The sequence below is a fragment of the Pseudarthrobacter sp. H2 genome, from assembly GCF_050157045.1.
Lineage (GTDB): Bacteria > Actinomycetota > Actinomycetes > Actinomycetales > Micrococcaceae > Arthrobacter.
This window is the reverse complement of record NZ_CP189594.1, coordinates 3,410,153-3,433,592: the sequence shown is the minus strand read 5'-3', so window position 1 is coordinate 3,433,592 and position 23,440 is coordinate 3,410,153. Positions and strand designations below refer to the sequence as shown.

The 23,440-nt window shown below is 67.4% G+C and carries 20 protein-coding genes, 1 pseudogene and 1 riboswitch; of the genes and pseudogenes, 15 read left to right on the top strand and 6 right to left on the bottom strand.

What is annotated here, in order from left to right:
• Positions 1-64 precede the first annotated feature (64 nt).
• The 4 genes from ACQCSZ_RS16015 (at position 65) to ACQCSZ_RS16000 (ending at position 2,283) form a co-directional block, all read left to right on the top strand.
• Positions 65-610 (top strand): AMIN-like domain-containing (lipo)protein, encoded by a 546-nt coding sequence (locus ACQCSZ_RS16015; protein WP_427004710.1) that lies wholly within the window; start codon positions 65-67, stop codon positions 608-610.
• A 218-nt stretch (positions 611-828) separates the two neighbouring features.
• Positions 829-1,308: a Dps family protein gene (locus ACQCSZ_RS16010; RefSeq protein ID WP_427004709.1), complete on the top strand. Its 480-nt coding sequence runs from the start codon at positions 829-831 to the stop codon at positions 1,306-1,308.
• A gap of 127 nt (positions 1,309-1,435) precedes the next feature.
• On the top strand, positions 1,436-1,789 hold the full coding sequence (locus ACQCSZ_RS16005; protein WP_427004708.1) for an ArsR/SmtB family transcription factor: 354 nt from the start codon (positions 1,436-1,438) through the stop codon (positions 1,787-1,789).
• Positions 1,790-1,809: 20 nt separating this feature from the next.
• Positions 1,810-2,283 carry an SRPBCC family protein gene (locus ACQCSZ_RS16000; protein WP_427004707.1) on the top strand — a complete coding sequence of 158 codons (474 nt, stop codon included), beginning with the start codon at positions 1,810-1,812 and terminating at the stop codon, positions 2,281-2,283.
• 27 nt (positions 2,284-2,310) lie between these two features.
• On the opposite strand, the gene ACQCSZ_RS15995 is transcribed toward ACQCSZ_RS16000, so the two are convergent.
• Positions 2,311-3,951, bottom strand: a complete 1,641-nt coding sequence (locus ACQCSZ_RS15995; RefSeq protein ID WP_427004706.1) for an MFS transporter — start codon at positions 3,949-3,951, stop codon at positions 2,311-2,313.
• 67 nt (positions 3,952-4,018) lie between these two features.
• Here ACQCSZ_RS15995 and ACQCSZ_RS15990 point away from each other — a divergent pair, with 67 nt between their 5' ends.
• The 5 genes from ACQCSZ_RS15990 to glyA all read left to right on the top strand — a co-directional run bounded on the left by ACQCSZ_RS15990 (position 4,019) and on the right by glyA (position 11,246).
• Positions 4,019-4,558 carry a TetR/AcrR family transcriptional regulator gene (locus ACQCSZ_RS15990; protein WP_427004705.1) on the top strand — a complete coding sequence of 180 codons (540 nt, stop codon included), beginning with the start codon at positions 4,019-4,021 and terminating at the stop codon, positions 4,556-4,558.
• Between the two features lie 485 nt (positions 4,559-5,043).
• Positions 5,044-5,142, top strand: a riboswitch (glycine riboswitch).
• Between the two features lie 188 nt (positions 5,143-5,330).
• Positions 5,331-8,198: an aminomethyl-transferring glycine dehydrogenase gene (gene gcvP / locus ACQCSZ_RS15985; protein ID WP_427004704.1), complete on the top strand. Its 2,868-nt coding sequence runs from the start codon at positions 5,331-5,333 to the stop codon at positions 8,196-8,198.
• Positions 8,199-8,294: 96 nt separating this feature from the next.
• Positions 8,295-9,449 (top strand): glycine cleavage system aminomethyltransferase GcvT, encoded by a 1,155-nt coding sequence (gene gcvT / locus ACQCSZ_RS15980; RefSeq protein ID WP_427004703.1) that lies wholly within the window; start codon positions 8,295-8,297, stop codon positions 9,447-9,449.
• 85 nt (positions 9,450-9,534) lie between these two features.
• Positions 9,535-9,918 (top strand): glycine cleavage system protein GcvH, encoded by a 384-nt coding sequence (gene gcvH, locus ACQCSZ_RS15975; protein ID WP_427004702.1) that lies wholly within the window; start codon positions 9,535-9,537, stop codon positions 9,916-9,918.
• Entirely contained in the window at positions 9,915-11,246 is a 1,332-nt protein-coding gene (gene glyA / locus ACQCSZ_RS15970) for a serine hydroxymethyltransferase (RefSeq protein ID WP_427004701.1), read from the top strand. Before gcvH ends, glyA begins: the two co-directional genes overlap by 4 nt.
• A gap of 157 nt (positions 11,247-11,403) precedes the next feature.
• Here glyA and ACQCSZ_RS15965 read toward each other — a convergent pair whose 3' ends face one another.
• Positions 11,404-12,603, bottom strand: a complete 1,200-nt coding sequence (locus ACQCSZ_RS15965; protein WP_427004700.1) for an IS4 family transposase — start codon at positions 12,601-12,603, stop codon at positions 11,404-11,406.
• 259 nt (positions 12,604-12,862) lie between these two features.
• On the opposite strand from ACQCSZ_RS15965, the gene ACQCSZ_RS15960 reads away from it, so the two are divergent.
• On the top strand, positions 12,863-14,260 hold the full coding sequence (locus ACQCSZ_RS15960) for an L-serine ammonia-lyase (RefSeq protein WP_427004699.1): 1,398 nt from the start codon (positions 12,863-12,865) through the stop codon (positions 14,258-14,260).
• A gap of 4 nt (positions 14,261-14,264) precedes the next feature.
• Here the strand turns inward: ACQCSZ_RS15960 and ACQCSZ_RS15955 are convergent, their stop codons facing one another.
• Entirely contained in the window at positions 14,265-14,819 is a 555-nt protein-coding gene (locus tag ACQCSZ_RS15955; RefSeq protein WP_427004698.1) for a TspO/MBR family protein, read from the bottom strand.
• Between the two features lie 160 nt (positions 14,820-14,979).
• Here ACQCSZ_RS15955 and ACQCSZ_RS15950 point away from each other — a divergent pair, with 160 nt between their 5' ends.
• Positions 14,980-16,053: a lipid II:glycine glycyltransferase FemX gene (locus ACQCSZ_RS15950; RefSeq protein WP_427004697.1), complete on the top strand. Its 1,074-nt coding sequence runs from the start codon at positions 14,980-14,982 to the stop codon at positions 16,051-16,053.
• 32 nt (positions 16,054-16,085) lie between these two features.
• Positions 16,086-17,582: a threonine/serine ThrE exporter family protein gene (locus tag ACQCSZ_RS15945; RefSeq protein WP_427004696.1), complete on the top strand. Its 1,497-nt coding sequence runs from the start codon at positions 16,086-16,088 to the stop codon at positions 17,580-17,582.
• A 160-nt stretch (positions 17,583-17,742) separates the two neighbouring features.
• Here ACQCSZ_RS15945 and ACQCSZ_RS15940 read toward each other — a convergent pair whose 3' ends face one another.
• Both ACQCSZ_RS15940 and ACQCSZ_RS15935 read right to left on the bottom strand, forming a co-directional pair.
• Complete coding sequence (locus ACQCSZ_RS15940) at positions 17,743-18,168, bottom strand: acyl-CoA thioesterase (protein WP_427004695.1); 426 nt, start codon at positions 18,166-18,168, stop codon at positions 17,743-17,745.
• Positions 18,169-18,508: 340 nt separating this feature from the next.
• Positions 18,509-18,712: a TetR-like C-terminal domain-containing protein gene (locus ACQCSZ_RS15935; RefSeq protein ID WP_427004694.1), complete on the bottom strand. Its 204-nt coding sequence runs from the start codon at positions 18,710-18,712 to the stop codon at positions 18,509-18,511.
• A gap of 15 nt (positions 18,713-18,727) precedes the next feature.
• Between ACQCSZ_RS15935 and ACQCSZ_RS15930 the strand changes: the two are divergent.
• From ACQCSZ_RS15930 to pntB, 3 genes and pseudogenes are all read left to right on the top strand, one after another.
• Positions 18,728-19,288, top strand: a pseudogene (locus tag ACQCSZ_RS15930) (3-oxoadipyl-CoA thiolase); the annotation flags it as partial.
• A 183-nt stretch (positions 19,289-19,471) separates the two neighbouring features.
• Positions 19,472-21,037 carry a Re/Si-specific NAD(P)(+) transhydrogenase subunit alpha gene (locus ACQCSZ_RS15925; protein WP_427004693.1) on the top strand — a complete coding sequence of 522 codons (1,566 nt, stop codon included), beginning with the start codon at positions 19,472-19,474 and terminating at the stop codon, positions 21,035-21,037.
• Positions 21,034-22,506, top strand: a complete 1,473-nt coding sequence (pntB, locus tag ACQCSZ_RS15920; protein ID WP_427004692.1) for a Re/Si-specific NAD(P)(+) transhydrogenase subunit beta — start codon at positions 21,034-21,036, stop codon at positions 22,504-22,506. The genes ACQCSZ_RS15925 and pntB overlap by 4 nt, the downstream gene beginning before the upstream one ends.
• Before the next feature lie 77 nt (positions 22,507-22,583).
• Here the strand turns inward: pntB and ACQCSZ_RS15915 are convergent, their stop codons facing one another.
• Positions 22,584-23,423 carry a siderophore-interacting protein gene (locus ACQCSZ_RS15915; RefSeq protein ID WP_427004691.1) on the bottom strand — a complete coding sequence of 280 codons (840 nt, stop codon included), beginning with the start codon at positions 23,421-23,423 and terminating at the stop codon, positions 22,584-22,586.
• Between the last annotated feature and the right edge of the window lie 17 nt (positions 23,424-23,440).

Sequence of the window (23,440 nt, the reverse complement as noted above, 5' to 3'; positions counted from 1 at the left end):
TCTCGCCAGCAGGCACGGGCGCTCGTACGCTTGAACTGTCTGATCCTTTGAGGGGGTAGCCGAGTTGAAAAAGATCCAGGTGTGGCTTGTCGCCCTTCTGATGGCCGCCGGTCTGGGCCTGCTGGCTCCCGGCCCCGCCGTCGCGGACTCCTACTGCGGGCTGGTCTGGGGATCGCTCGTCAAGGCGGATCCCGCCATGAGCCAGGCGAAGGTGGTCAACGTCAGGACCGGGCAGCACTACTGCTTCGACCGGCTGGTCATTGACCTCAACGGAGCAGTGGCCGGCTACACCGTCGGCTATGTCAAGGAAGTGGGGCAGGAAGGCTCCGGGGCACCGATCCCGTTGCGGGGCCAGGCGTTCCTCCGTGTCACTGTCAACGCGCCCGCCTACGACGACAGCGGCAAGGCCACCTACAACCCGGCGGACAAGAACGAACTGAGCAATGTAACCGGCTACCAGACCTTCCGGCAGGTGGCGTGGGCAGGCAGTTTCGAAGGCTACTCCGGCCTGGGGCTCGGGGTCCGGGCACGGCTGCCGTTCCGGGTGTTCACCCTGGCCGGCCCCGACGCAGGATCACGCCTCGTGGTCGACGTCGCGCACTTCTGGTAACAAGCACTTCTGGTAGCAGGCACTTGCTGGAAGCAAGCACTTCCGGTAACAACGACGCCGGGCCGCGCCGAAGGCAGGCCCGCGCCCAGGCCGCTTAGTAAGCTGACTGAGAAATTCCGGCCGGGATCGTCGCCGGCCGGATCCCGCCGGAGTAGCGTCTGGAGTACCGGCCCCAGCGGCAGCGGGCGAAACGGTATCGGACCCACCCAGGAGGATTCATGAAAGCATCACCTACTCTCACGGCCAACCTGCAGGCAGTCCTCGCGGACCTGATTGAGCTTCACATCCAGGGCAAGCAGGCGCACTGGAACATTGTGGGAACCAACTTCCGGGACCTTCACCTGCAGTTGGACGAGATCATCGATGCGGCACGTGTCTTCGCGGACGAGACGGCGGAGCGCATGCGCGCCCTCCACGCACTGCCGGACGGCCGCAGCTCGACGGTCTCCAAGTCCACGTCCCTGGCCGAATTCCCGGCTGGCCTGATCAATACCAAGGATGCGATCGAACGGATCGTCGCCGCCCTTGAGGCGGCAGTCGGCACGATGCGCAAGGTCCACGACGAGGTGGACGAAGAGGACCCCACGTCGGCGGACCTGCTGCACGCCATCATCGCCAGGCTGGAGCAGTTCGCCTGGCTGGTAAACGCCGAGACCATGAAGCCCACGGCCAGCGTCACCACCGCCAACAGCAAGTAGCACCGCTCGCCCTTTACCGCAAGCTTTCCAGAGCGTCCGACGCCGGGTTCCTCCCGGCGCCGGACGCCTCTCTTTAACCCGCGACGATGCCCTTGACTTCCGCCGCGGACAGCGAATACTTAAGTATGTGCTTAACAATCCAGCGCAACCGCAAGCAGGGGATCAGGAGCTCGACGGCGTCTTCCATGCGCTCGCCGACCCCACCCGCCGCGCCATGCTCGTCAGGCTCTGCGAGGGGCCGGCCACGGTCTCCCAGTTGGCGGAGCCGTTCGGGATGAGCCTGCCCGGGATTGTGCAGCATCTTCAGGTCCTGGAAGCCAGCGGCCTGATCCGCAGCGAAAAGATCGGCCGGGTGCGCAGCTGCAGCGTCAACCCTGCCGCGGTCCGGCGCGCAGAGAACTGGCTGGGCCAGCGCCGGACGCCGGGGGAGCGCCGACTCGACCGGCTTGAGAGCTTTCTGGATACCCAGCCACCCCACTGAACAGATACCAGGAGTCCGCCATGAGCACCCCCATCACGCACGCCAGTTTCAGCCTGGAGCGCCAGCTGAACGCCTCGCCGTCGAGCGTTTTCCGCGCGTTCTCGGACCATGCGAGCAAGAAAAAGTGGTTCGCCGGGCCGCCCGAATGGAACCAGGGGGAGTCGAACCTGGACTTCAGGGAGGGCGGCCGCGAGACGGACGTCGGCGGCCCCGCCGGCGGCTTCGTCTCCACGATGCACGCGGTCTACCACGACATCGTGGAGAACGAACGGATCGTCTACACCTACGAGATGCTCCTGGATGGGGTGCGCATGTCCGTTTCGCTCAGCACCCTGGAGCTGGAGCCCGACGGCGACGGCACCCGGCTGACCCTGACCGAGCAGGGCGCCTTCTTCACCGGCAGCGTCGAAAGCGATGCGGCCCAGGTGGCAGGCCGCAAGGAAGGCACCAACGGCCTGCTGGACGCGCTCAAGGCCTTCGTCGAGGGAAGCTGAGCCGGCTGGCCGCCGTCGTCCGCTCCGTCAGCGTGCGGTGGGCACCTTGCGGAGGGCGGCGGCGGCGAGGACGGACGCTCCGGCCATCAGCACCAGCGCGATGGCGGCCGTGACGTGGACGCCTGATTCGAAGGCGGCACGGGCGGCCGCCGTCACCGCCTCCGCCAGCGGCGCCGGCAGGGACTGCGCCAGCTCGACGGCACCGGCGAGCGTCTCGCCTGCCTGCGCGGTGGCCGTACCGGTTGATTGGCCGGCCGCCGGTTCGCCCAGTCCCGCGGGCAGGTGGAGGTTGCGCTGGTAGGAGGCGGTCAGGATGGACCCCAGAATCGCCGTGCCCAGCAGGGACCCCACCTCGTAGCCGGTCTCGGAGATCGCCGCGGCAGCGCCGGATTTCTCCGCCGGGGCCGCGCCCAGGATCAGGTCGTTGGAGATCGTTTCGGCCGCGCCGACGCCGAGGCAGAGGACCAGCAGGGCGGCCAGCAGGATCCCCGGGCCGTGGCTGTGGTCACCGAAGGCCACCAGGAAGTAGCCCGCCGCGCTCAGCAGGAGTCCGCCGGCCACGACGAAGCCGGGACGGACCTTCCGCACGAGCGGCACGACGAGCAGGCCCGCCGCGACGGTGGCGATCAGCGCCGGGATCATGGCGACGCCGGACTCGGAGGGGGACTGGCCCTCCAGCAGTTGCAGGTGCTGGGCCAGGAACAAAATGAAGCCGTTGAAGGAAAACAACGCCAGGACGTTGGCGGTAATCGCCGTGCTGAAGACCCTGTTGCCGAAGAGGCTGACGTCCAGCAGCGGTGACGCCGCGGCGGACTGCTCCTTGCCGTTCGGGGCCCGACCTCCTTGTTCCCGAGTCCCGTGCAGCAGGGCCCGCTGCCGGCGGATGAAGACGTAGCCCATGAGCAGGCCGAAGCCCATCGCGGCAACGGGTTCCGGTGCCAGGCCGTGGGTGGCGAGGGCCTTGATGCCGTAGACCACGGGAACCATCACCAGCAGGGACAGGATGATGCTGGGAACGTCCACCCGGCCCGGCTGGGGGTCGCGCGATTCCGGGACCAGGACCGGGCCGAGCACCAGCAGCGGCAGGATGATCGGCACCGCCACCAGCAGGATTGCACCCCACCAGAAGTGCTCCACGAGCCAGCCGCCGAAGATCGGGCCGAGCGCGGCGCCGCCGGAGAAGCCTGCAGCCCAGATGGCCACGGCCAGCCGGCGCCTGTTGGGCTGCGGGAAGATGTTGCGGATCAGGGAGAGCGTGGACGGCATCAGCATCGCGCCGAAGAATCCCAGTCCGACGCGGCCGGCGATCAGCCATTCGGCGCTCGGTGCGAAGGCGGTCGCCGCCGAGACCGCGGCGAAACCGGCGCTGCCGATCAGGAGCAGCTTGCGGCGGCCGATCCTGTCGCCCAGGCTGCCCATCGCCACGAGCAGTCCCGCCAGGACCAGGGGGTAGGCGTCGACAATCCAGAGCAGCTGGACGCCGGTGGCGTCGAGGCTGCGGGCGATGGACGGCAGCGCGAAGGTCAGCGCGGTGTTGTCCACCGCCACGAGCAGTACCGGGAACATCAGCACGGCCAGGGCCAGCCAGTCGCGCCACGGTGCGCGCGGGGCCGGGACAGTCGGCGTGGCGGTGCTGCCGGTGAGCGGGCTGAAAGATGTGTTGCTCATGAAGATAACTATACCGTCTGGACGGTATAGTTAAGAAATGGTGCCGGTGCCGGGCATGATAGGAACCATGGCCAGAAAACCCGTAGCCCGCGAAGCCGTCCTTGATGCCTTCGAATCCCTCCTGATCGATGAGGGCGAGCGGGCAGCGACGCTGGATGCCGTCGCCAGGCTGGCGGGGGTCTCCAAGGGCGGGCTGCTGTACCACTTCCCGAACAAGGAAGCCATGATCTCCGTGCTGCTCGAACGGCTGGACCGGCTCCTTGCCGAGGACGTCAAGGCCATGGCGGCCGCTCCGGAAGGTGCCGCAGCCTACTTCATCAAGTCCTCGGTCTGGGCGGACACCCCGATGGACCGGGTCTTCGTGGCCGCCACCCGGCTGGCCGAAGTCGCGCATGAGGAGACCCTGCACCGCTTCGCGGCCGGCCAGGCCCGCTGGCTCGAACTTTTGGCCGCCGACATCGGCCCCGGGATGGCCAAGGCCGTCCTGTACATGGGGGACGGGCTGTACTTCAACGCCATGCTGGCCCGCGGCCCCGGCGGCCCGCTCCCCGAGGTGGGCGGCGACGTCGAAAGCCTGCTGGCCGCCGTCGAACGGCTGCGCGGCTGAGCGGTTTGCGGCTGTCGATATAGTCCCCGGCTGCCGAAGTCGCCGGAAGCGTGCCAGATCGCAGCAACCTTCCGGCGAGCCCGCGTGCTGACCGGCGACTTCGCGGCCGCGGACCGCCTGGCGGTGCCGTTCTGCCGGCCGACGTCGAAAGCCTGCTGGCCGCCGTCGAACGGCTGCGCGGCTGAGCGGTTTGCGGCTGTCGATATAGTCCCCGACTGCCGAAGTCGCCGGAAGCGTGCCAGATCGCAGCAACCTTCCGGCGAGCCCGCGTGCTGACCGGCGACTTCGCGGCCGCGGACCGCCTGGCGGTGCCGATCTGCCGGCCGACGTCGAAAGCCTGCCGGCCGACGTCGAAAGCCTGCCGGCCGCCGTCGAACGGCTGCGCGGCTGAGCCTGCGGCTGTCCCTCGTAGGAGTTTGCAGACGCGGGCCGGACGGAGGACAATGGGGGCCAGTGACTGTTGTCACCGCAATTGAATATGCCTTTGATCTGCGGCGGGAGAGTTCTGCTAGTAGGTACAAGCAGGCGCCGTAGGAGCAAACCCTCCCCAGGAATCTCTCAGGCCCATGTACCGCCGCGGCAAGGCAACTCTGGAAAGTAGCAGGCTGTCCAGCCCGGCTCCGGGTCCGTCCCGGACAATTGGCCCTGACATGCTGTGCTCACCGACGGTGCAAGCGGCGCCTGCGACAGCGGGCAAAGCGGAAACTCTCAGGTCCAATACAGAGCGGGGAGGAACCCGAACCAATGTGGCGCACCCTGCGCCGCCTTATTTATGGAGTTCCTTGTGACTGTTACCCCAGCCTCCACGTCCTTCGTTGACCGGCATATCGGCGCCCGCCGCCAGTCCGACGTCGACGCCATGCTGAAGGCTGTCGGCTACGACACCGTCGATGCGCTCGTGGACACCGCCGTCCCGAAAGACATCAGGCAGGACTCCCCGCTGGAGCTCTCCGAAGCCCTCAGCGAGGTCGAAGTCCTCGCCGAACTGCGCAGGATCGCCGCGAAGAACAAGACCGCTGTCCAGATGATCGGCCAGGGCTACTACGACACCCTGACCCCGCCGGTGATCCGCCGGAACATCCTCGAGGCCCCCGCCTGGTACACCGCCTACACGCCGTACCAGCCGGAAATCTCGCAGGGCCGGCTCGAGGCGCTGCTGAACTTCCAGACCATGGTCCAGGACCTCGTGGGCCTGCCGGTCGCCAACGCCTCCCTGCTGGACGAGGCCACCGCCGTCGCCGAGGCCGTGCTGATGATGCGCCGGGCGAACAAGAACAAGGCCGCCCACGACGGCAAGACCGTGCTGGACGCCGACTGCCTGCCGCAGACCATCGCCATCGTCAAGGGCCGCGCCGAGGCGCTCGGCTTCGAGGTCGAGGTCGCCGACCTGTCCAAGGGCCTGCCCGACGGCGTCATCAACGGCGTCGTGCTCCAGCAGCCCGGCGTTTCGGGCCGGGTGTTCGACCACTCCGCCGTCATCGCCGAGGCCAAGGAACGCGGCGCCCTCGTCACCGTCGCCGCCGACCTGCTGGCCCTGACGCTCATCACCCCTCCTGGCGAGCAGGGCGCGGACATCGCCGTCGGCTCCACCCAGCGCTTCGGCGTCCCGCTGTTCTTCGGCGGCCCGCACGCCGCCTACATGGCTGTGCAGAAGGGCCTCGAGCGGTCCATGCCGGGCCGGCTGGTCGGCGTGTCCAAGGACGACGCCGGCGTTCCCGCGTACCGCCTGGCGCTGCAGACCCGCGAGCAGCACATCCGCCGCGAGAAGGCCACCTCCAACATCTGCACCGCGCAGGCGCTGCTGGCCATCGTGTCCTCCTTCTACGCCGTCTATCACGGCCCGGACGGCCTCAAGGCAATCGCCGAAACCACGCACGGCCATGCCAGGACGATCGCCGCGTCGCTGAAGGCCGCCGGCCTTTCCGTGCTGCACACGTCCTTCTTCGACACCGTCACCGTCTCCGTCCCGGGCAAGGCCGCCGGAATCATCGCCGCCGCCGAGGCCAAGGGCATCAACCTGCGTGCCATCGACGCGGACACGGTCGGCATCTCCACCGATGAGGCGACGACGGCGGGCATCGTCGCCGACGTCGTGGCCGCCTTCGGCGCCGGCGTGGCGGGCAGCGCCTCCGACGCCGCCTTCGCCCTGGACGCCGCCGTCGAACGGACCTCGGACTACCTGCAGCACCCGGTCTTCAACACCCACCGCTCCGAGACCCAGCTGCTGCGCTACATCCGCCGGCTCTCGGACCGCGACCTCGCGCTGGACCGCACCATGATCCCGCTGGGCTCGTGCACTATGAAGCTGAACGCCACCGCGGAGATGGAGGCCATGTCCTGGCCGGAGTTCGCCTCCATCCACCCCTTCGCCCCCGAGTCCCAGACCGCCGGCTGGCGTGAACTGATCGAGGACCTCGAGGCGCAGCTGACCGAGATCACCGGCTACGACCAGGTCTCCATCCAGCCCAACGCCGGTTCCCAGGGCGAGCTGGCCGGCCTGCTGGCCATCCGCGGCTACCACCGCTCCCGCGGCGAGGCGGGGCGCAACATCTGCCTGATCCCCGCCTCCGCGCACGGCACCAACGCCGCCTCCGCCGTGCTGGCCGGCATGAAGGTCGTCGTGGTCGCCACTTCCTCCGACGGTACGATCGACCACGCCGACCTCACCGCCAAGATCGAGCTGCACAAGGACGCGCTGGCCGCGATCATGATCACCTACCCGTCCACCCACGGGGTGTACGACGCCGACGTCCGCGAGGTCTGCGACGCCGTCCACGCCGCCGGCGGCCAGGTCTACGTGGACGGCGCCAACCTCAACGCCCTCGTCGGGCTGGCTCAGCCGGGCCTGTTCGGCGGCGACGTCTCGCACCTGAACCTGCACAAGACCTTCTGCATCCCGCACGGCGGCGGCGGCCCCGGCGTCGGCCCAGTCGCAGCGAAGGCGCACCTGGCGCCCTTCATGCCCGGCAACGCCGCCGACCCGGCCAACGGCGCCGGCGGCACCCCGATCTCCGCCACCCGCTACGGTTCGGCCGGCGTGCTGCCGATCTCCTGGGCCTATGTGAAGCTGATGGGCGGCCGGGGACTGACCGAGGCCACCAAGTCGGCGCTGCTCGCGGCCAACTACGTCGCGGCGCGCCTGGATGAGTTCTTCCCGGTGCTCTACACCGGCGCGGGCGGCCTCGTGGCGCACGAGTGCATCCTGGACCTGCGCGAGCTCACGTCCAGGACCGGCGTCACCGCCGAGGACGTCGCCAAGCGCCTCATCGACTACGGCTTCCACGCCCCCACGCTGGCGTTCCCGGTTGCCGGCACGCTGATGGTGGAGCCCACCGAATCCGAGGACCTCGCGGAGATCGACCGGTTCATTGAAGCGATGATCACCATCCGGCAGGAAATCGACCAGGTGGCCAATGGCGACTTCACGGTCGCGGACAGCCCGCTGCGCAACGCACCGCACACGGCCGCCGCGGTCATCAGCACCGACTGGGCACGGGCGTACCCGCGCGAGCAGGCCGCATTCCCCGTCCACCACCTCAAGCAGGACAAGTACTTCCCGCCGGTCGGCCGGATCGACGGCGCCGCCGGCGACCGCAACCTGATCTGCTCCTGCCCGCCGCTTTCCGAGTTTGAAGACTAGACCAGCATCCGGTGGTTGAGCTTGTCGAAACCGATCTCGACAGGCTCGATCACCGGGGCTCGATCACTGCCTCACCGGCTTGAAAGGTAATTCACAATGACTGAGAATTTCACTGCCCTGTACGCAGAGCACCAGAAGCTCGGTGCCTCTTTCACGGACTTCGGCGGCTGGCAGATGCCGCTCAAGTACAGCTCCGAGCTGGCCGAACACCACGCCGTCCGCAAATCCGCCGGCCTCTTCGACCTCTCCCACATGGGCGAGGTCTGGGTCACCGGCCCGGACGCCGCCGCGTTCCTGGACTACGCCCTCGTGGGCAAGATCTCCGCCATGCCGGTCGGCAAGGCCAAGTACTCGCTGATCTGCAACGAGGACGGCGGCATCATCGACGACCTCATCACCTACCGGCGGCCCGCCGGTGCGGACGGAACAGACACGTTCCTCGTGGTGCCCAACGCCGGGAACGCCAAGGTTGTCGCCGCGGCCCTGGCCGAACGGGCCGGTTCCGGCAAAGAGGGGGGCTTCGACGTCGCGGTCGAGGACGCCTCCGCGACGACCTCACTGATCGCCGTGCAGGGTCCCAAGGCGGAGGAGATCCTGCTGCGCCTGGTTCCGGCCGCCCGGCACGACCTCGTAACCGGTCTGAAGTACTACGCCGCCGTGGAGGTTCCGTTCCTGGTCGGCGGCAGCAGCAAAGACCTGCTGCTGGCCCGCACCGGCTACACCGGTGAGGACGGCTTCGAGATCTTCGTGGCCAACGACGACGCCGCCCCCCTGTGGGCTTCGGTCGCCGAAGCGGGGGCTGAGTTCGGCATCGTTCCGTGCGGCCTCGCCTCCCGCGATTCGCTCCGGCTCGAAGCCGGCATGCCGCTCTACGGCAACGAGCTTTCGCTCGAACGGTCGCCGTTCGACGCCGGCCTGGGTCCCGTCGTGGCGCTGAAAAGCAAGGAAGGCGACTTCGTGGGCCGTTCGGCACTGGAGGCCGCCAAGGAGGCCGGTTCCGAGCGCAAGCTGGTGGGCCTGAAGGGCCTCGGACGCCGTGCCGGCCGCGGGCACTACCCGGTCCTCAAGGACGGCGTAGTGGTTGGTGAGGTCACGTCCGGACAGCCCTCCCCCACCCTCGGCTACCCGATTGCGATGGCCTACGTCGACATCGAGTTCACCGAGCCGGGCACGGCCCTGGACATCGACCTGCGCGGCAAAGCGGAGCCCTTCGAGGTTGTTGCCCTGCCGTTCTACAAGCGCCAAAAGTAATTACTCCCGACGCTCCCTCACCTTTCGCAGTGTTTGGGCCGACGCTCTCTCACTTGTTGCACTCCAAACTTAAGGAAAAACACACATGGCCAAGGTTGCCGCTGAACTGAAGTACTCCGCCGAGCACGAGTGGATCGCCGCTGATGGCTCGGGACCGTCCGTGATCGGCGTGTCCGCCGTTGCCGCCGAGGCTCTGGGCGACATCGTGTACGTGGACCTGCCCGAGGTCGGCTCCACGGTGACCGCGGGGGAGACCTGCGGGGAGATCGAGTCCACCAAGTCCGTTTCGGACCTGTACTCCCCGGTGACGGGCGAGGTCACGGAGGTCAATGACGGCGTCGTCGCCGATCCTGCCGTGATCAACTTCGATCCGTATGGTGCCGGGTGGCTGTTCAAGGTCTCTGTGACCGAAGAGGGCCCGCTGCTGTCCGCGCAGGAGTACGCTGCAGCCAACGGCGGCGAGCTGTGAGCGCCGCCGGCACCGCCACGGCAGTCACCGCCTTCGAGCAGGTCGTGTCCCCGTCCCTGGACGCGGAGCTGTCCGCGCTGGATCCGGAGATCGCCGCGAGGATCGATGCCGAGCTGGGCCGGCAGCGCGACGGCCTGGAGATGATCGCCTCGGAGAACCACACGGCGGTGGCCGTGATGCAGGCGCAGGGCTCGGTGCTGACCAACAAGTACGCCGAGGGTTACCCGGGCAAGCGGTACTACGGCGGCTGCGAGCACGTGGACGTCATCGAACAGCTCGCCATCGACCGGGTCAAGGCCCTGTTCGGCGCCGGGTTCGCGAACGTGCAGCCGCACTCCGGTGCGCAGGCGAACGCCTCGGTCATGCACGCCCTGATCAAGCCCGGCGACACCATCATGGGCCTGAACCTGGCCCACGGCGGGCACCTGACGCACGGCATGCGGATCAACTTCTCCGGCCGGCTCTACAACGTGGTCCCGTACCAGGTCCGCGAGGACACCCACACCATTGACATGGCCGAGGTGGAGGCCCTGGCGCTGGAGCACAGGCCGGCACTGATCGTGGCCGGCTGGTCCGCGTACGCCCGGCAGCTGGACTTCGCCGAGTTCCGCCGGATCGCCGATGCCGTGGGCGCGTACCTGATGGTGGACATGGCGCACTTCGCCGGGCTCGTCGCCGCCGGGCTGCACCCCAACCCGGTCCCGCACGCGCACGTCACGACGTCCACGACGCACAAGACCCTCGCCGGTCCGCGCGGCGGGATCATCCTGTCCAACGACGCGGACATCGCCAAGAAGATCAACTCCGCTGTCTTCCCCGGCCAGCAGGGCGGCCCGCTGGAGCACGTCATCGCCGGGAAGGCCGTGGCCTTCAAGATCGCCGCATCGGCCGAGTTCAGGGAACGCCAGGAGCGCGTCCTGGCCGGCGCCAGGATCCTGGCCGACCGCCTGGTCCGGCCGGACGTCACCGCGAAGGGGATCAACGTGATCTCCGGCGGCACCGACGTGCACCTGGTCCTGGTGGACCTGCGCGACTGCGAACTCAACGGCCAGGAGGCCGAGGACCGCCTCGCCGCGATCGACATCACCGTCAACCGCAACGCCGTCCCCTTCGACCCGCGCCCGCCCATGGTCACGTCCGGGCTGCGGATCGGCACCCCGGCCCTGGCCACCCGCGGCTTCGGCGAAGCCGCCTTCCGTGAAGTTGCGGACATCATCGCCGAGGCACTGACCGCCGACGCCGGCGCGGACCTGACCGGCCTCCGTCACCGGGTCGAGGCCCTCGCCGCCGCCCACCCGCTCTACCCCGCGGTTGCCAACCACGCCTAAGGGCAATACTGTTTACTTAGGCTTTTTTGGTATTCGCTTGAGTGGCCAGTTCGACATTTTCCTTTTGATGACGCGGGGGTTGGTTCTTGGCCGGCGCGGGGGCAGCAGTTCATGCAGGATTTCGCGGCAGAAGACCGTGAAGGCCTCCGCCAGACGCTCAGGGGGAAAAAGCCGGGCGCGCGGCGAGGGAACGCCGTACTGCCCGGAGGGTGCGGGTGAAAGAGAACCTCAGGGGGTCTTCCTCGAAGTGGTGGGCGACGTCGCCGATGAGGGACCGGATGGCGTAGTGCACGCAGAGGTATCCGTAGATTTCCTGCAGGACCCCGTCGGGGGTTTTGGAGCGCAGCACGGTCCCGGGGCCGCGCTGGTGGGTTTTGAGTTCATCGAAGCAGGACTCGATTTCCCAGCGTTTGGCGTAGGCTTCGGCAAGGTCCTCCGCGGAGGCGGCGTGCGGGTCAAGGATCGTGGTGATCAGCCGGAATTCGCTGCTCGTGTCGCCGGTGCTGACGGTGTATTCGATCACGCGCACCCGGATGGGGTCCGTGTTGTTCCGCCGTGTCTTCGGGTTCGCGTAGACGGCGGAGAGGTAGGAGCCGTCGGCCAGGTCCTCGAGCACGGGCAGCACGGCGTTGGCCTTGACCCGCCACAGCAGTTGCGCACCGGTTCCGGAGCTGTCCTTCCAGGCCGTGTAGGAGAAGAACCCGCGGTCGGCCATGGCCAGCATGTCCGCCTCCAGCCGGTGGAGCAGGCCCGGATAGAGGTCGTGCTCGGACGTGGAAAAGCCGGAGACCACGGCCCCGATCACCGCGTGCGTGGCGCATTCGACCAGGCCGAGCACCCGCGCCTGCGGGTAGGCGCTTTTCAGATCCGTGGCCGTGCCCGGCCTGCCATACGCGCGCTCGTTGGCCTCCGTGTCCGCCAGATCCAGGCAGGTCCCGTCCACGGACACCAGCCGCCAGGAGCCGTGGAATCCCGGACCGCCCGGGAGTGCCAGAGGCTTCGCGGTCTCGGCGAACAGTTCGGCCATCACGGCGGAACCGAGGCGGGTCCGGGCCTTGAAGATCGCGGCCTTCGTCGGCATCTGCCAGTCCCGGAACCGGCCCGTGATCCATTCCATGCCGGCCAGCAGGGACCGCATCACTTCCTCATACGAACCGGCCGAAAACAAGGCCAGCGCCATCACGTAATAGACCATCAACCGCGACGGCAGCAACCGGTTCCGCTGCTCACGGGCCCCGGTCCGCCCAATCACCGCATCAACGACATCCGGCGGGAAAACCCGCGTCAAAACACCGAGCGAGACGTGGTCACTCAACCGCTCAGGACCCTCGGGAGTCACCCATCCGCTACGCGCCATGCCGAAAGATTAACACAACTACTCTAAGTGAACGGCATTGCGCCTAAGGGACGTATTACAGAAGTAGTAGCAATACAGATCACCTAGCAGTTCAGATCACGACGCCGGGCCGCCGCCACCAGCTGCCGCCCGGCGTCGTGCATCCGGCAGTGTTGTCGCCTACCGGCGGCCACCTTCCGGTGGTTGAGCCTGTCGAAACCCCGGGGACCGCTGGATCTCGACAGGCTCGATCAACGAACTATTCAGTTAGGAACCAACCATGGCCGTTGGAGTCTTCGACCTTTTTTCCATCGGAATAGGGCCCTCCAGTTCGCACACCGTGGGCCCGATGCGGGCCGCCGCGGTTTTCGCCGGCGAGCTCAAGGCGTCCGGAAACCTGGAACGGGTGGCGTCGCTGCGCGTTGACCTTTACGGGTCACTCGCCGCCACCGGCCGCGGGCACGGCACCATGACAGCCATCCTGCTCGGCCTGGAAGGCTACCACCCCGAGCTGATCCTCCCCGAGGAAGTGGAAGAGCGGCTGGCCACCATCGCCGAAACCGGCATCCTGAACCTGGCCGGTGAGGTTTCCCTGCCCTACGGGGAATCCGACATGGTCCTGCACCCCCTGACCATCCTGCCCCGGCACACCAACGGGATGACGTTCACGGTCGCCGACGCCGGCGGCGGGACCCTCCACAGCGCCACGTTCTTCTCCGTGGGCGGCGGCTTCATCATCCGCGACGGCGAGGAAGACGCGGCCCAGAAGGAACTGGACGAATCCAAGAAGGAGCTGCCGCTGCCGTTCCGGACCGCGGCGGAACTGCTGGACCACTGCGCCGCCCGGGGCCTGTCCATCGGGCAGGTCATGCTCGTCAACGAACGCGCCTCCCGGACCGAGGCCCAGATCCGGGACGGGCTGCTGCACATCTACTCCGTCATGGAAGGCTGCGTGCAGGTCAGCCTCAAGCGGACGGGCCTGCTCCCCGGCGGGCTGAAGGTCCGCCGTCGTGCGCCCGACTGGCACGAGCGCCTGCTCAAGGAGGACAAGGGCCACGACCCGATGTACTGGCAGGAATGGGTGAACCTGATCGCCCTGGCCGTCAACGAGGAAAACGCCTCGGGCGGCCGCGTCGTCACCGCCCCCACCAACGGCGCCGCCGGCATCATCCCCGCCGTGCTCTACTACGCCCTTCACTTCGCGCCCGGCATGGACAAGGCCAGCCAGGCCGACCGCGACGACGTCGTGGTCAGGTTCCTGCTGACCGCCGCCGCCGTCGGGGTGCTCTACAAGGAACAGGCATCCATCTCGGGTGCCGAGGTGGGCTGCCAGGGCGAGGTCGGCTCGGCCTCCTCGATGGCCGCCGCCGGCCTGGCCGAGGTCATGGGCGGCACCCCGGCGCAGGTGGAGAACGCCGCGGAAATCGCGATGGAACACAACCTGGGCCTGACCTGCGACCCGATCGGCGGGCTCGTCCAGATCCCCTGCATCGAACGCAACGCGATCGCCGCCGCGAAGGCCATCAACGCCGCCAAAATGGCGCTCTGGGGCGACGGCTCGCACCGGGTCTCCCTCGACGAGGTCATCGTGACCATGCGCGAAACCGGCAAGGACATGAGCTCCAAATACAAGGAAACCGCCATGGGCGGCCTCGCCGTCAACGTTCCGGAGTGCTGACCAATTAGTTGTTGAGCGCGGCCCACAGATTGAGGGACGCGGCAAACACGACCCAGGACAGGTAGGGCAGCATCAGCAGCCCCGCCGCCCGGCTGATCGGTCCGAAGAGCGTCACCGTGGTGGCGACAGCCACGGCAAGGGCGACGATGATGGCGAAGGCGGTCCACAGCGCCGGGGTTCCGAGCACCGTGTACAGGCCGAAGAAAACCGGGGTCCAGAGCAGGTTCAGCGCCAGCTGCACCCCGTAGCTGGTCAGGGCGGCGCGTGACTTTCCGTTCCGGCGGCGCCAGACGAGCCAGGCGGCGACGGCCATCGCAAGGTAGAGCACAGTCCAGGCCGGGCCGAACACCCAGTTCGGCGGCGACCACGGCGCCTTGTCCGCGGTGGCGTACCAGCCGTTGACGTTGCTGGCGGTGGCGAGCCCACCGAGACCGGCCACGAGGGCAGAGGCGCCAAGAAACAGCAGCAATGCCAGCACCTCATGACGGGTCCCGCGCCCTCCGGTCTCCTGTGGCGGGACTTCGGAACGCGGCGTGACCGGTTGCTGGTTGGCCTCCATGATTCCAGCCTATCTTGTCCGCCCGGCGCCCCGCCGGGACGCCGTCAGGGCGCTGGTCGTGGCTCCCTGCGGCCCTCGGTCCGGGACAGGGCCGATAGACTTGTGGCTGCATGTCATCGTGCCGCCGAAGCCCGTTCCGCGAAGATTGGATACCGCACACTTGCGTGAATTCACTGCCCGCTTTGCCTCCGCCGAAGAGGTCGCCAACTGGGACTCCCACGTCACCGCGAACCCCAATGGCGGAAACCTGCTGCAGTCCGAGGCATTCGCCGAGGTCAAACAGCACTTCGGCTGGAAGCCCCTGCACCTGGTCTACGAGACGGCCGACTACACGAGCTACAACCTGGTCCTGGAGAAGTCCTTCCCGCTCCTGGGCAAACTCTGGTACCTGATCAAGGGGCCCGATGTGGCCTCCGTCGAGGACATCCCCGGCATCGCCGCAGCCAACGCCGAGCTCGTGAAACGCGCCCGGCTCGGCGTCTTCGCCATCAAGATCGAGCCGGACATCATCCTCTCCGACGGGGCGAAGAGCGTCCTGGAACGCGCCGGGCTTCTCAAGACCCACAACCTGCAGCCCAATGACTCGACGGCTTTGCTGGATATCTCGCCGGAGGACAACCAGCTGTTGCGCAACCTCCATTCCCGCGGCCGCAATGCCGTCCGCCGTGCCATCCGCGAAGGCGTGGAGGTCCACAACGCGGAACCGAGCGAAGAGAACTTCCGATCCATGTACGGGCTGATGACCACTACCGTGGAGGCCAAGTCACAGGTCCGGGTCCGTGAATACGAGTACTACCGGCAATTCTGGACCAACTTCATCGACCGGGGCCAGGGCCGGCTGCTCTTCGTCCATGAGGACGATGTACCCTCCGTGGGCGCCTTCGTCATCAACTACGGCCGGAAGGGAACGTACAAGGACGGCGGCTCGCTGCAGAAACGCAGCCAGTACGGCGACTCGCACCTGGTCCAGTGGACCGCGATCAACCAGCTCAAGGAACTGGGCTGCACCGAATACGATTTCTGCGGCACCCCGCCGAGCGACCAGCTCAAGGACACCGCCAACCCGTTCCACGGGCTCGGCCTGTTCAAGACCAGCTTCAGCAAGACCGTCACCGACTTTGTCGGCTGCTACGACCAGGTGCTGAGCCCGCTGAAGTACAAGGCCTGGATGGCCGCGGGGGAGCGCGTGGCCCGCCAGCTTTACACGCGCCGCACCGGCCAGCAGTTCTACTAAACCGGCTGCAAAGCCAAATTGAGGACGCCGGAATGACCAAAGAATCCGACGGCCGCCGCAGGCCGCACACCGACGGACTGCCCCGGACCGAGCCGATGTCACCGATGCAGGTGAACCAGAACGCCGCCGCCCGGCGCATGCTGCGCCGGCTTGTCCAGGGCGAGAACCCGCCGACGGCCCCGATGAGCATCGTGGACCGGCTGGCCGGCAGCCCCTACGCCAACCCGATGATCCAGGTGGGCGGGGTGGACACCTCCGCGCGCACAACGATCGACTTCGCGCTGCACCTGGCCGAGTCCATGTTCCGGTATGGGGCCGGCGCGCTGGAAGTTGAAACCAGCATCATCGCCATCACGGCCGCCCTGGGGCTGAAGAACATTGAGGTGGACATCACCAACCAGTCGGTGGCCATCAACTATGCGCCCAAGGAGCAGACCCCCATCTCGCTGTTGCGCGTGGTGCGGTCCTGGACCAACAACTACGCGGGCCTGGCCGAGGTCCACCAGTTGGTCACCGACATCGTGGCCGGAGGTGTGGGCCGCGAGGAGGCCGTGCGCCGGCTCGACGAGATCACACACCGCTCCAAGCCGTTCCCGCGTTGGATGGTCACCGTGGCGTTCGCGGTCTTCTCCGCCGTCTTCGTCGGCGTGCTCGGCGGCGGACCCGGCGCCTCGGCGGTCGCGTTCCTCTCCAACCTGCTGGTCAGCCTGGTGGTGCGGCAACTGCGCCGCTGGCGCCTGCCCGACTTCTTCATCACGGCAGCCTGCTCCTTCCTGGTCACCATCCTCGCGCTGCTGCTGTGGCGGTTCGGCAGCCCGTTGGGGATTCAGATCGCCCCGGCCATCGTGGTGGTCGGCGGGATCCTGCTGCTACTCCCGACCGGGCGCCTGGTGTCCTCGGTGCAGGATGCCATCAACGGCTTCCCCGTCACGGCGGCCGGCCGGTTCCTGTCCACCATACTGACCTTCGGGGCCCTCGTCGCAGGCATCTCCGTCGCCTTCGTCGTCGGAGATCTGACGGGCATGGAGCAAATCGACGTCACGGAAACATTCCCGCCCAAGTATGACTTTTGGGTCGTTGTGATCCTGATCGCCATCGCCGTGGTGGCCATCGGTATCACGGAGCAGACCGCCTGGAAGTTGTTGCTCCCCACGGCGGCGGTCGGCGTGGTGGGCTACCTGGCACTGATCGGGGGAGACGCCCTCGGCCTCGGCGCCCGCTTCGCCCCCGCCCTCGCCGCCGTCGTGATCGGTCTGCTGGCCCGCGTAGTGGCACTCCGGATGGGGGCGCCGCAGCTCGTGGTGGCCGTCCCCGCGGCGCTGATCCTGCTGCCCGGACTGACCATATTCCGGTCCATGTATGTATTGACCATCGAGGAATCCGAGATCCTGATCGGCGCCGGCGGGATGCTCAACGCTGCGGCGATCGTGCTGGGCGTCGCGGGCGGCATCGTGCTCGGCGACACCCTGGCGCGGCCCCTGACGCGGAGCCTGGCGAGCAACGAGCGACGGCGGGCCCGGCGCCGGTAGGGCCGGCTTCCTGCCCGACTGATCTTGAAACGCCGATAATGTATCGGCCATACGGGAGACTAATTACCTTCTGATCGGGCGCTTTGCTCGTGCGCCTCTGCTCCAGTCACCTCGGGGCGGACCGTCATGGTGCGCCCGCGTGGAGCGTCCGCACTCGGTTCTACCGCAGTTCCCGAAGGTGATGCGTGGGGATCCTGTCTCGGTCGTATGTGATTTTGTCGTAGCCGTGAGGTTCGGGCTTGCCCTCGACGCTGAGGTTAACGAAAACAATTTCCTCGATTGTCAGGATGCTTTGACGGGTGATCATGTTCCGGACCTCGGCGCGCATTGTCAGGGAGGTTCGGCCGAACCTCGTGGCCGTCAGCCCCATCTCAATCAAATCCCCTTGGACTGCGGAGCTAACAAAGTTTATTTCAGATATGTATTTGGTGACGGCGCGACCGTTACCAAGCTGGATGATGGCGTAGATCGCCGCTTCCTCATCAATCCATTTCAGGAGGCTTCCGCCGAACAGTGTGCCGTTTGCATTTAGGTCTTCTGGCCGGACCCATTTTCGGGTACGGAAGCTGATATCAGACGATTCCATGAGTGCGACAGTAGCTGACACCACGACGAAAAACGCAGTGTGTCGGTGGGCTTCCGGGCCGGACCACAGCATTACGGTTCATGGCGCCGTAGTCCGGCCGGCGAGTCACCCTTGGCGGGCTTGGGAGCCCCGATGTGCGGCGGCGCCTTCTGTTTCACATTGGAACACCTGTGCGCTGGAACAACTCTCTAGATTGGAGCTAGACACCGTGGCGGCCATCAGATTGGGGCGGGCGCGGCAATAAGGAAACAGAACTTAGGCGCCGCACCAATCAGTCCGGTCCGGAGACGGTCCGAAACAAACCAGGGATGACCTTATGACCATCAATGGTGCACTGTGGTCACTTGGGGCTGTTTCCGGCCTGGGCCGTGAAGGAGGGAAGCAGGGTGGTGACGAGCCGTTTTCCGAAACCGTCGTCCATGGGGGAGCCGCTGAGGAAGAACCGGTAGTAGATGGGGCCGAGCAGGAGATCGGTGACCATTTCGGGGTCGAGGTCAGCTCTGAGTTCTCCTCTGGAGATGCCGCGTTCGACCAGGGCGCTCACGTCCGCGGGCCGGTGGCTGACCAGGTCCGGGATGAGGGCATCCGTGCCGGGTCCTCCGTGGAGAAGCTCGCCGGCCTGAAGACCGTGTTCCGGGCCGACAACGGCACCGTGACCGCCGGGAACGCGTCCCCGCTCGACGGCGCGTCCGCGGCGTGGATCGGGTCCGAGAACGCCGCCGGGCTGCTCGGGCTGGAGCCGTTGGCCCGCATCGCCGGCCGCGGGGCGCATGGCAATGATCCGCAGTTCTTCGGGTACGCCCCGGTGGAGGCGGCGAACAAGGCCCTTGCGAAGGCGGGCATCGGCTGGGACCAAGTGGGCGCCGTCGAGCTTAACGAGGCGTTTGCCGCGCAGTCCCTGGCCTGCATCACCGCGTGGGGCATCGACCCGGGCATCGTAAACCGGCACGGCGGCGCGATCGCCTTGGGCCACCCGCTGGGTGCGTCCGGTACCCGGATCCTGGGCACCCTCGCCCGGTCATTGCAGGCATCCGGGGAACGCTGGGGTGTCGCCGCGATCTGCATCGGAGTGGGCCAGGGCCTCGCCGTCGTCATGGAAAACGTTTCGCACCGGCATTAAGGCATACTGAGCAGGAGTTTTAGGGACCCGTCAGCGTCTGGCTGACGGGTCTCTGTCGGACAGGCGCGTCACGTTTATTGACGAAACCCTGTCTGACGGGTCCCTGAAGAAATGAACCAATGAAGGTTTGCCCGGCCGCGGAATCGCGCCCCGGGCTTTTTGTATGGATGAGGGAGAGTGAACGTGACACGTATTGGCATTGTGGCCGAGTTGGGTCGCGAGACGAGGGTGGCGGCGACGCCTGTCACCGTCAGGCAGTTGTTGGGATTGGGCTACGACGTTGTGGTCGAGAAGGGCGCTGGGGAGTCCGCGTCGTTCCGTGACGAGGCATATGCCGAGGCGGGTGCCCTGATTGTGGGGGCGGACGAGGCGTGGGGCAGTGAGGTGGTGCTGCGGATCAATCCGCCCACGGAGGAGGAGATTGGCCGGCTGGCTGTGGGGGCGACGCTGATCGGGTCGTTGAGCCCGGGGCTGCGGCCTGAGTTGGTGGAGGCGTTGGCGGCGCGTCCGATCACGGCGCTGGCCCTGGATGCGGTGCCGAGGATCTCGCGGGCGCAGTCGATGGATGTGCTCAGTTCGATGGCGAACATTGCCGGGTACCGGGCCGTGATCGAGGCGGCCCATGAATTCGGGAGGTTCTTCACGGGCCAGGTGACGGCGGCGGGCAAGGTCCCGCCGGCGAAGGTCCTGGTCGCCGGGGCGGGCGTGGCCGGTCTGGCGGCGATCGGTGCCGCGAGCAGTCTCGGCGCCATTGTGCGGGCGACGGACCCGCGGCCCGAGGTGGCTGACCAGGTCAAATCCATCGGCGGAACCTACCTCAAGGTCGAGGTCGCCGAGGAGATGAAGTCCTCCGACGGGTACGCCAAGGCCACGTCCGAGGCCTATAACGCCCGCGCCGCGGAGATCTACTCCGAGCAGGCCCGGGACGTGGACATCATCATCACCACGGCCCTGATCCCGGGCCGTCCCGCGCCGAAGCTGCTCACGGCCGAGGATGTGGCCGGCATGAAGTCCGGCAGCGTGATCGTTGACATGGCCGCGGGCCAGGGCGGAAACGTGGAAGGCTCGGTCGCCGGGGAACGGGTGGTCACGGACAACGGTGTGGTGATTCTGGGCTACACGGATCTTCCGGCCCGGCTGCCGGCCCAGGCCTCCCAGCTGTACGGGACGAACATGCTGAACCTGCTCAAGCTCCTCACCAAAGACAAGGACGGGGTCCTGAGGATCGACTTCGACGACGTCGTGCAGCGCTCGGTGACGGTGGTGCGGGACGGGGAGAAGACCTGGCCGCCGCCCCCTGTCCAGGTCTCCGCCGCGCCCCCGGTGCAGACTGACGCCGCGCGTGCCGGGGAGTCCGCTGCCGGGACGGCGGCGAAGAAGACGGGACTGGGCCCTGCCGGCAAGGCCTGGCTCATTGCCGCGGGCATCGCGGTTCTTTTTGGGATCAACGCGGTAGCTCCGGCGCCGCTGCCGCAGCACTTCACCGTGCTGCTGCTCTCCATCGTTGTCGGGTTCTACGTCATCGGGAAGGTCCACCATGCCCTGCACACCCCGCTGATGTCCGTGACCAACGCCATCTCGGGCATCATCGTCGTCGGTGCGCTGCTGCAGGTCACCTCCGGGAACATCGTCATGCAGGTTCTCGCCGCCGTTGCGGTCCTGCTGGCCAGCATCAACATCTTCGGCGGCTTCGCCGTCACGCGGCGCATGCTCGCGATGTTCTCCCGCGGAAAGAGCGCCAACGGATGAGCGCCGCACACGAAGCAACCCAGATCATAGCCAGGAGTCTTACCGTGTCTGAAACCGTCTCCGGTCCGTTGACCGCAGAGTCCATCGCGGGAGCGGCCTACATCGTCGCGGCCCTGCTGTTTATCCTCAGCCTTGCCGGCCTGAGCAAACACGAGAAGGCCCGTACGGGCGTCATCTACGGCATCTCGGGCATGGTGATGGCCCTGGCGGCCACCATCTGGCTGACCCTGCAGGGCGCGTGGGGGTCAGAGCCGGCCCGCACCGGCCTGGTCCTCCTCGTGGCCGCGGTGCTGGTCGGCGGCGCCATCGGACTCTGGCGCGCCCGGGTCGTGGAAATGACCGGGATGCCGGAGCTGATCGCCCTGCTGCACAGTTTCGTTGGCCTCGCCGCAGTGCTCGTCGGCTGGAACGGCCATCTGGAGGCCCCCCATCTGCCCGAGGCCCTGAGGGCAGTCCATCATGCCGAGGTCTTCATCGGGGTCTTCATCGGAGCGGTGACCTTCACCGGCTCGATCGTGGCGTTCCTCAAACTCTCGGCCAGGATGAAGTCCTCACCGCTCATGCTGCCCGGCAAGAACGCCATCAACCTCGGCGCCCTCGCCGCGTTTGCCGCACTCACCATCTGGTACGTCAACGACTCCCAGCTGTGGCTGCTCATTGTTGTCACCGTGCTGGCCCTGGGCCTGGGCTGGCACCTGGTGGCCTCCATCGGCGGCGGCGACATGCCCGTCGTCGTCTCCATGCTCAACAGCTACTCCGGCTGGGCCGCCGCAGCCGCAGGCTTCCTGCTGAACAACGACCTGCTCATCATCACCGGCGCCCTGGTCGGCTCCTCCGGCGCCTACCTGTCCTACATCATGTGCAAGGCCATGAACCGGTCCTTCATCTCCGTAATCGCCGGCGGCTTCGGCATCGCCGCCCCCACCGCGGCGGACGCGGAGTACGGCGAGCACCGCGAAATCACCGCCCAGGCAACCGCCGAGCTGCTCTCCAACGCCTCCAGCGTCGTCATTACCCCCGGCTACGGCATGGCAGTCGCCCAGGCCCAGTACCCCGTCGCCGAACTCGCCCACAAACTGCGGGAGCGGGGAGTGGACGTCCGGTTCGGCATCCACCCCGTCGCCGGACGGTTGCCGGGCCACATGAACGTGCTCCTCGCCGAGGCGAAAGTCCCCTACGACATCGTCCTGGAAATGGACGAAATCAACGAGGACCTGAACGGGACCTCCGTCGTCCTCGTCATCGGGGCAAACGACACCGTGAACCCCTCCGCGGCCGAGGACCCGTCCAGCCCCATCGCCGGCATGCCCGTGCTCCGTGTCTGGGAGGCCGAGAACGTCGTGGTGTTCAAACGGTCCATGGCCGCCGGCTACGCCGGTGTGCAGAACCCCCTGTTCTTCCGGGAGAACTCACAGATGCTCTTCGGCGACGCCAAACAACGTGTCGAGGACATCCTCCGCGCGTTCTAACAGCCGCCCCGGGCCGGCGGTGCCGCTCCAGCGGATCACCGCCGGCCCCGGCTCCGCGACACCCTTGGAGCTTGGCGTCAGATCTTCCCGATGGGCTGTTTCTTTTCGGCCTGGAAGTCGTCTTCCACCCGGCCCGTTGCCCAGTAACCGGAGAGCGAGACCTGCCCGCGCTCCAGGCCGCGCTGGACATAGAAGACGTCCCGCAGGCCCTTCATGTAGCCGCGCTCACCGTGGGCGAAGACCTGAACCCGGCCCTCGGGCCACTCGGCGTCCCGCACGGCATTGACCAGCAGTTCGCTGGAGCCGGCCGGGACGCCGCCGCGCTTCAGCCAGACGAGTTCGACGCCGGCGGGCGCCCCGATCTGCTGGATGTCGGCGTCGCCGTCGACCTCCAGGAAGGCGAGGCCGGTGGCATCCTGCGGCAGCGACTCGATGGCTGCGCTGATGGCCGGCAGCGCGGATTCGTCGCCGGCGAACAGGTGCCAGTCCGCCGTCGGGTCCGGGTTGTAGCCGCCGCCCGGGCCGGTGAAGATGAGGCGGTCCCCGGGCCGGGCGGAGTCCGCCCAGGGGCCGGCGAGGCCTTCGTCGCCGTGGATCACGAAGTCGATCGCAAGTTCCCTGGCCGCCGCGTCGACCCAGCGGACGGTGTAGGTGCGGGTATGCGGCCACTGAGCGCGCGGCATGGATTCCCGGACGGCCCAGAGATCCAGCGGCTCCGGGTACCCGACGCCGGGCTGCGGGAACACGATCTTGACGTAGCGGTCCACGTAGCCGTTGTTGACGTAGCCGTCGAAGCCCGGGCCGCCGGCGACGATCCGGACCATGTGCGGTGAGAGTTGCTCGCGCCGCAGGACCGTGAGGTCTGTCTGCGGGCGGGAGTTGCGGCTGGCAGTGGTGGCGGCGGGGACAGAAGTCATGGACCTAAGCCTAGCGA

Bases quoted from the DNA above. Each gene is read 5' to 3' on its own strand.
- pntB (WP_427004692.1), top strand. From the start codon at position 21,034: ATGAGCGCCGCACACGAAGCAACCCAGATCATAGCCAGGAGTCTTACC.
- gcvH (WP_427004702.1), top strand. From the start codon at position 9,535: ATGGCCAAGGTTGCCGCTGAACTGAAGTACTCCGCCGAGCACGAGTGG.
- ACQCSZ_RS15995 (WP_427004706.1), bottom strand. From the start codon at position 3,951: ATGAGCAACACATCTTTCAGCCCGCTCACCGGCAGCACCGCCACGCCG.
- ACQCSZ_RS15965 (WP_427004700.1), bottom strand. From the start codon at position 12,603: ATGGCGCGTAGCGGATGGGTGACTCCCGAGGGTCCTGAGCGGTTGAGT.
- ACQCSZ_RS16010 (WP_427004709.1), top strand. From the start codon at position 829: ATGAAAGCATCACCTACTCTCACGGCCAACCTGCAGGCAGTCCTCGCG.
- ACQCSZ_RS15915 (WP_427004691.1), bottom strand. From the start codon at position 23,423: ATGACTTCTGTCCCCGCCGCCACCACTGCCAGCCGCAACTCCCGCCCG.
- ACQCSZ_RS15940 (WP_427004695.1), bottom strand. From the start codon at position 18,168: ATGGAATCGTCTGATATCAGCTTCCGTACCCGAAAATGGGTCCGGCCA.
- ACQCSZ_RS15960 (WP_427004699.1), top strand. From the start codon at position 12,863: ATGGCCGTTGGAGTCTTCGACCTTTTTTCCATCGGAATAGGGCCCTCC.
- gcvP (WP_427004704.1), top strand. From the start codon at position 5,331: ATGGAGTTCCTTGTGACTGTTACCCCAGCCTCCACGTCCTTCGTTGAC.
- ACQCSZ_RS15990 (WP_427004705.1), top strand. From the start codon at position 4,019: ATGGCCAGAAAACCCGTAGCCCGCGAAGCCGTCCTTGATGCCTTCGAA.
- ACQCSZ_RS15955 (WP_427004698.1), bottom strand. From the start codon at position 14,819: ATGGAGGCCAACCAGCAACCGGTCACGCCGCGTTCCGAAGTCCCGCCA.
- gcvT (WP_427004703.1), top strand. From the start codon at position 8,295: ATGACTGAGAATTTCACTGCCCTGTACGCAGAGCACCAGAAGCTCGGT.
- ACQCSZ_RS16000 (WP_427004707.1), top strand. From the start codon at position 1,810: ATGAGCACCCCCATCACGCACGCCAGTTTCAGCCTGGAGCGCCAGCTG.
- ACQCSZ_RS15945 (WP_427004696.1), top strand. From the start codon at position 16,086: ATGACCAAAGAATCCGACGGCCGCCGCAGGCCGCACACCGACGGACTG.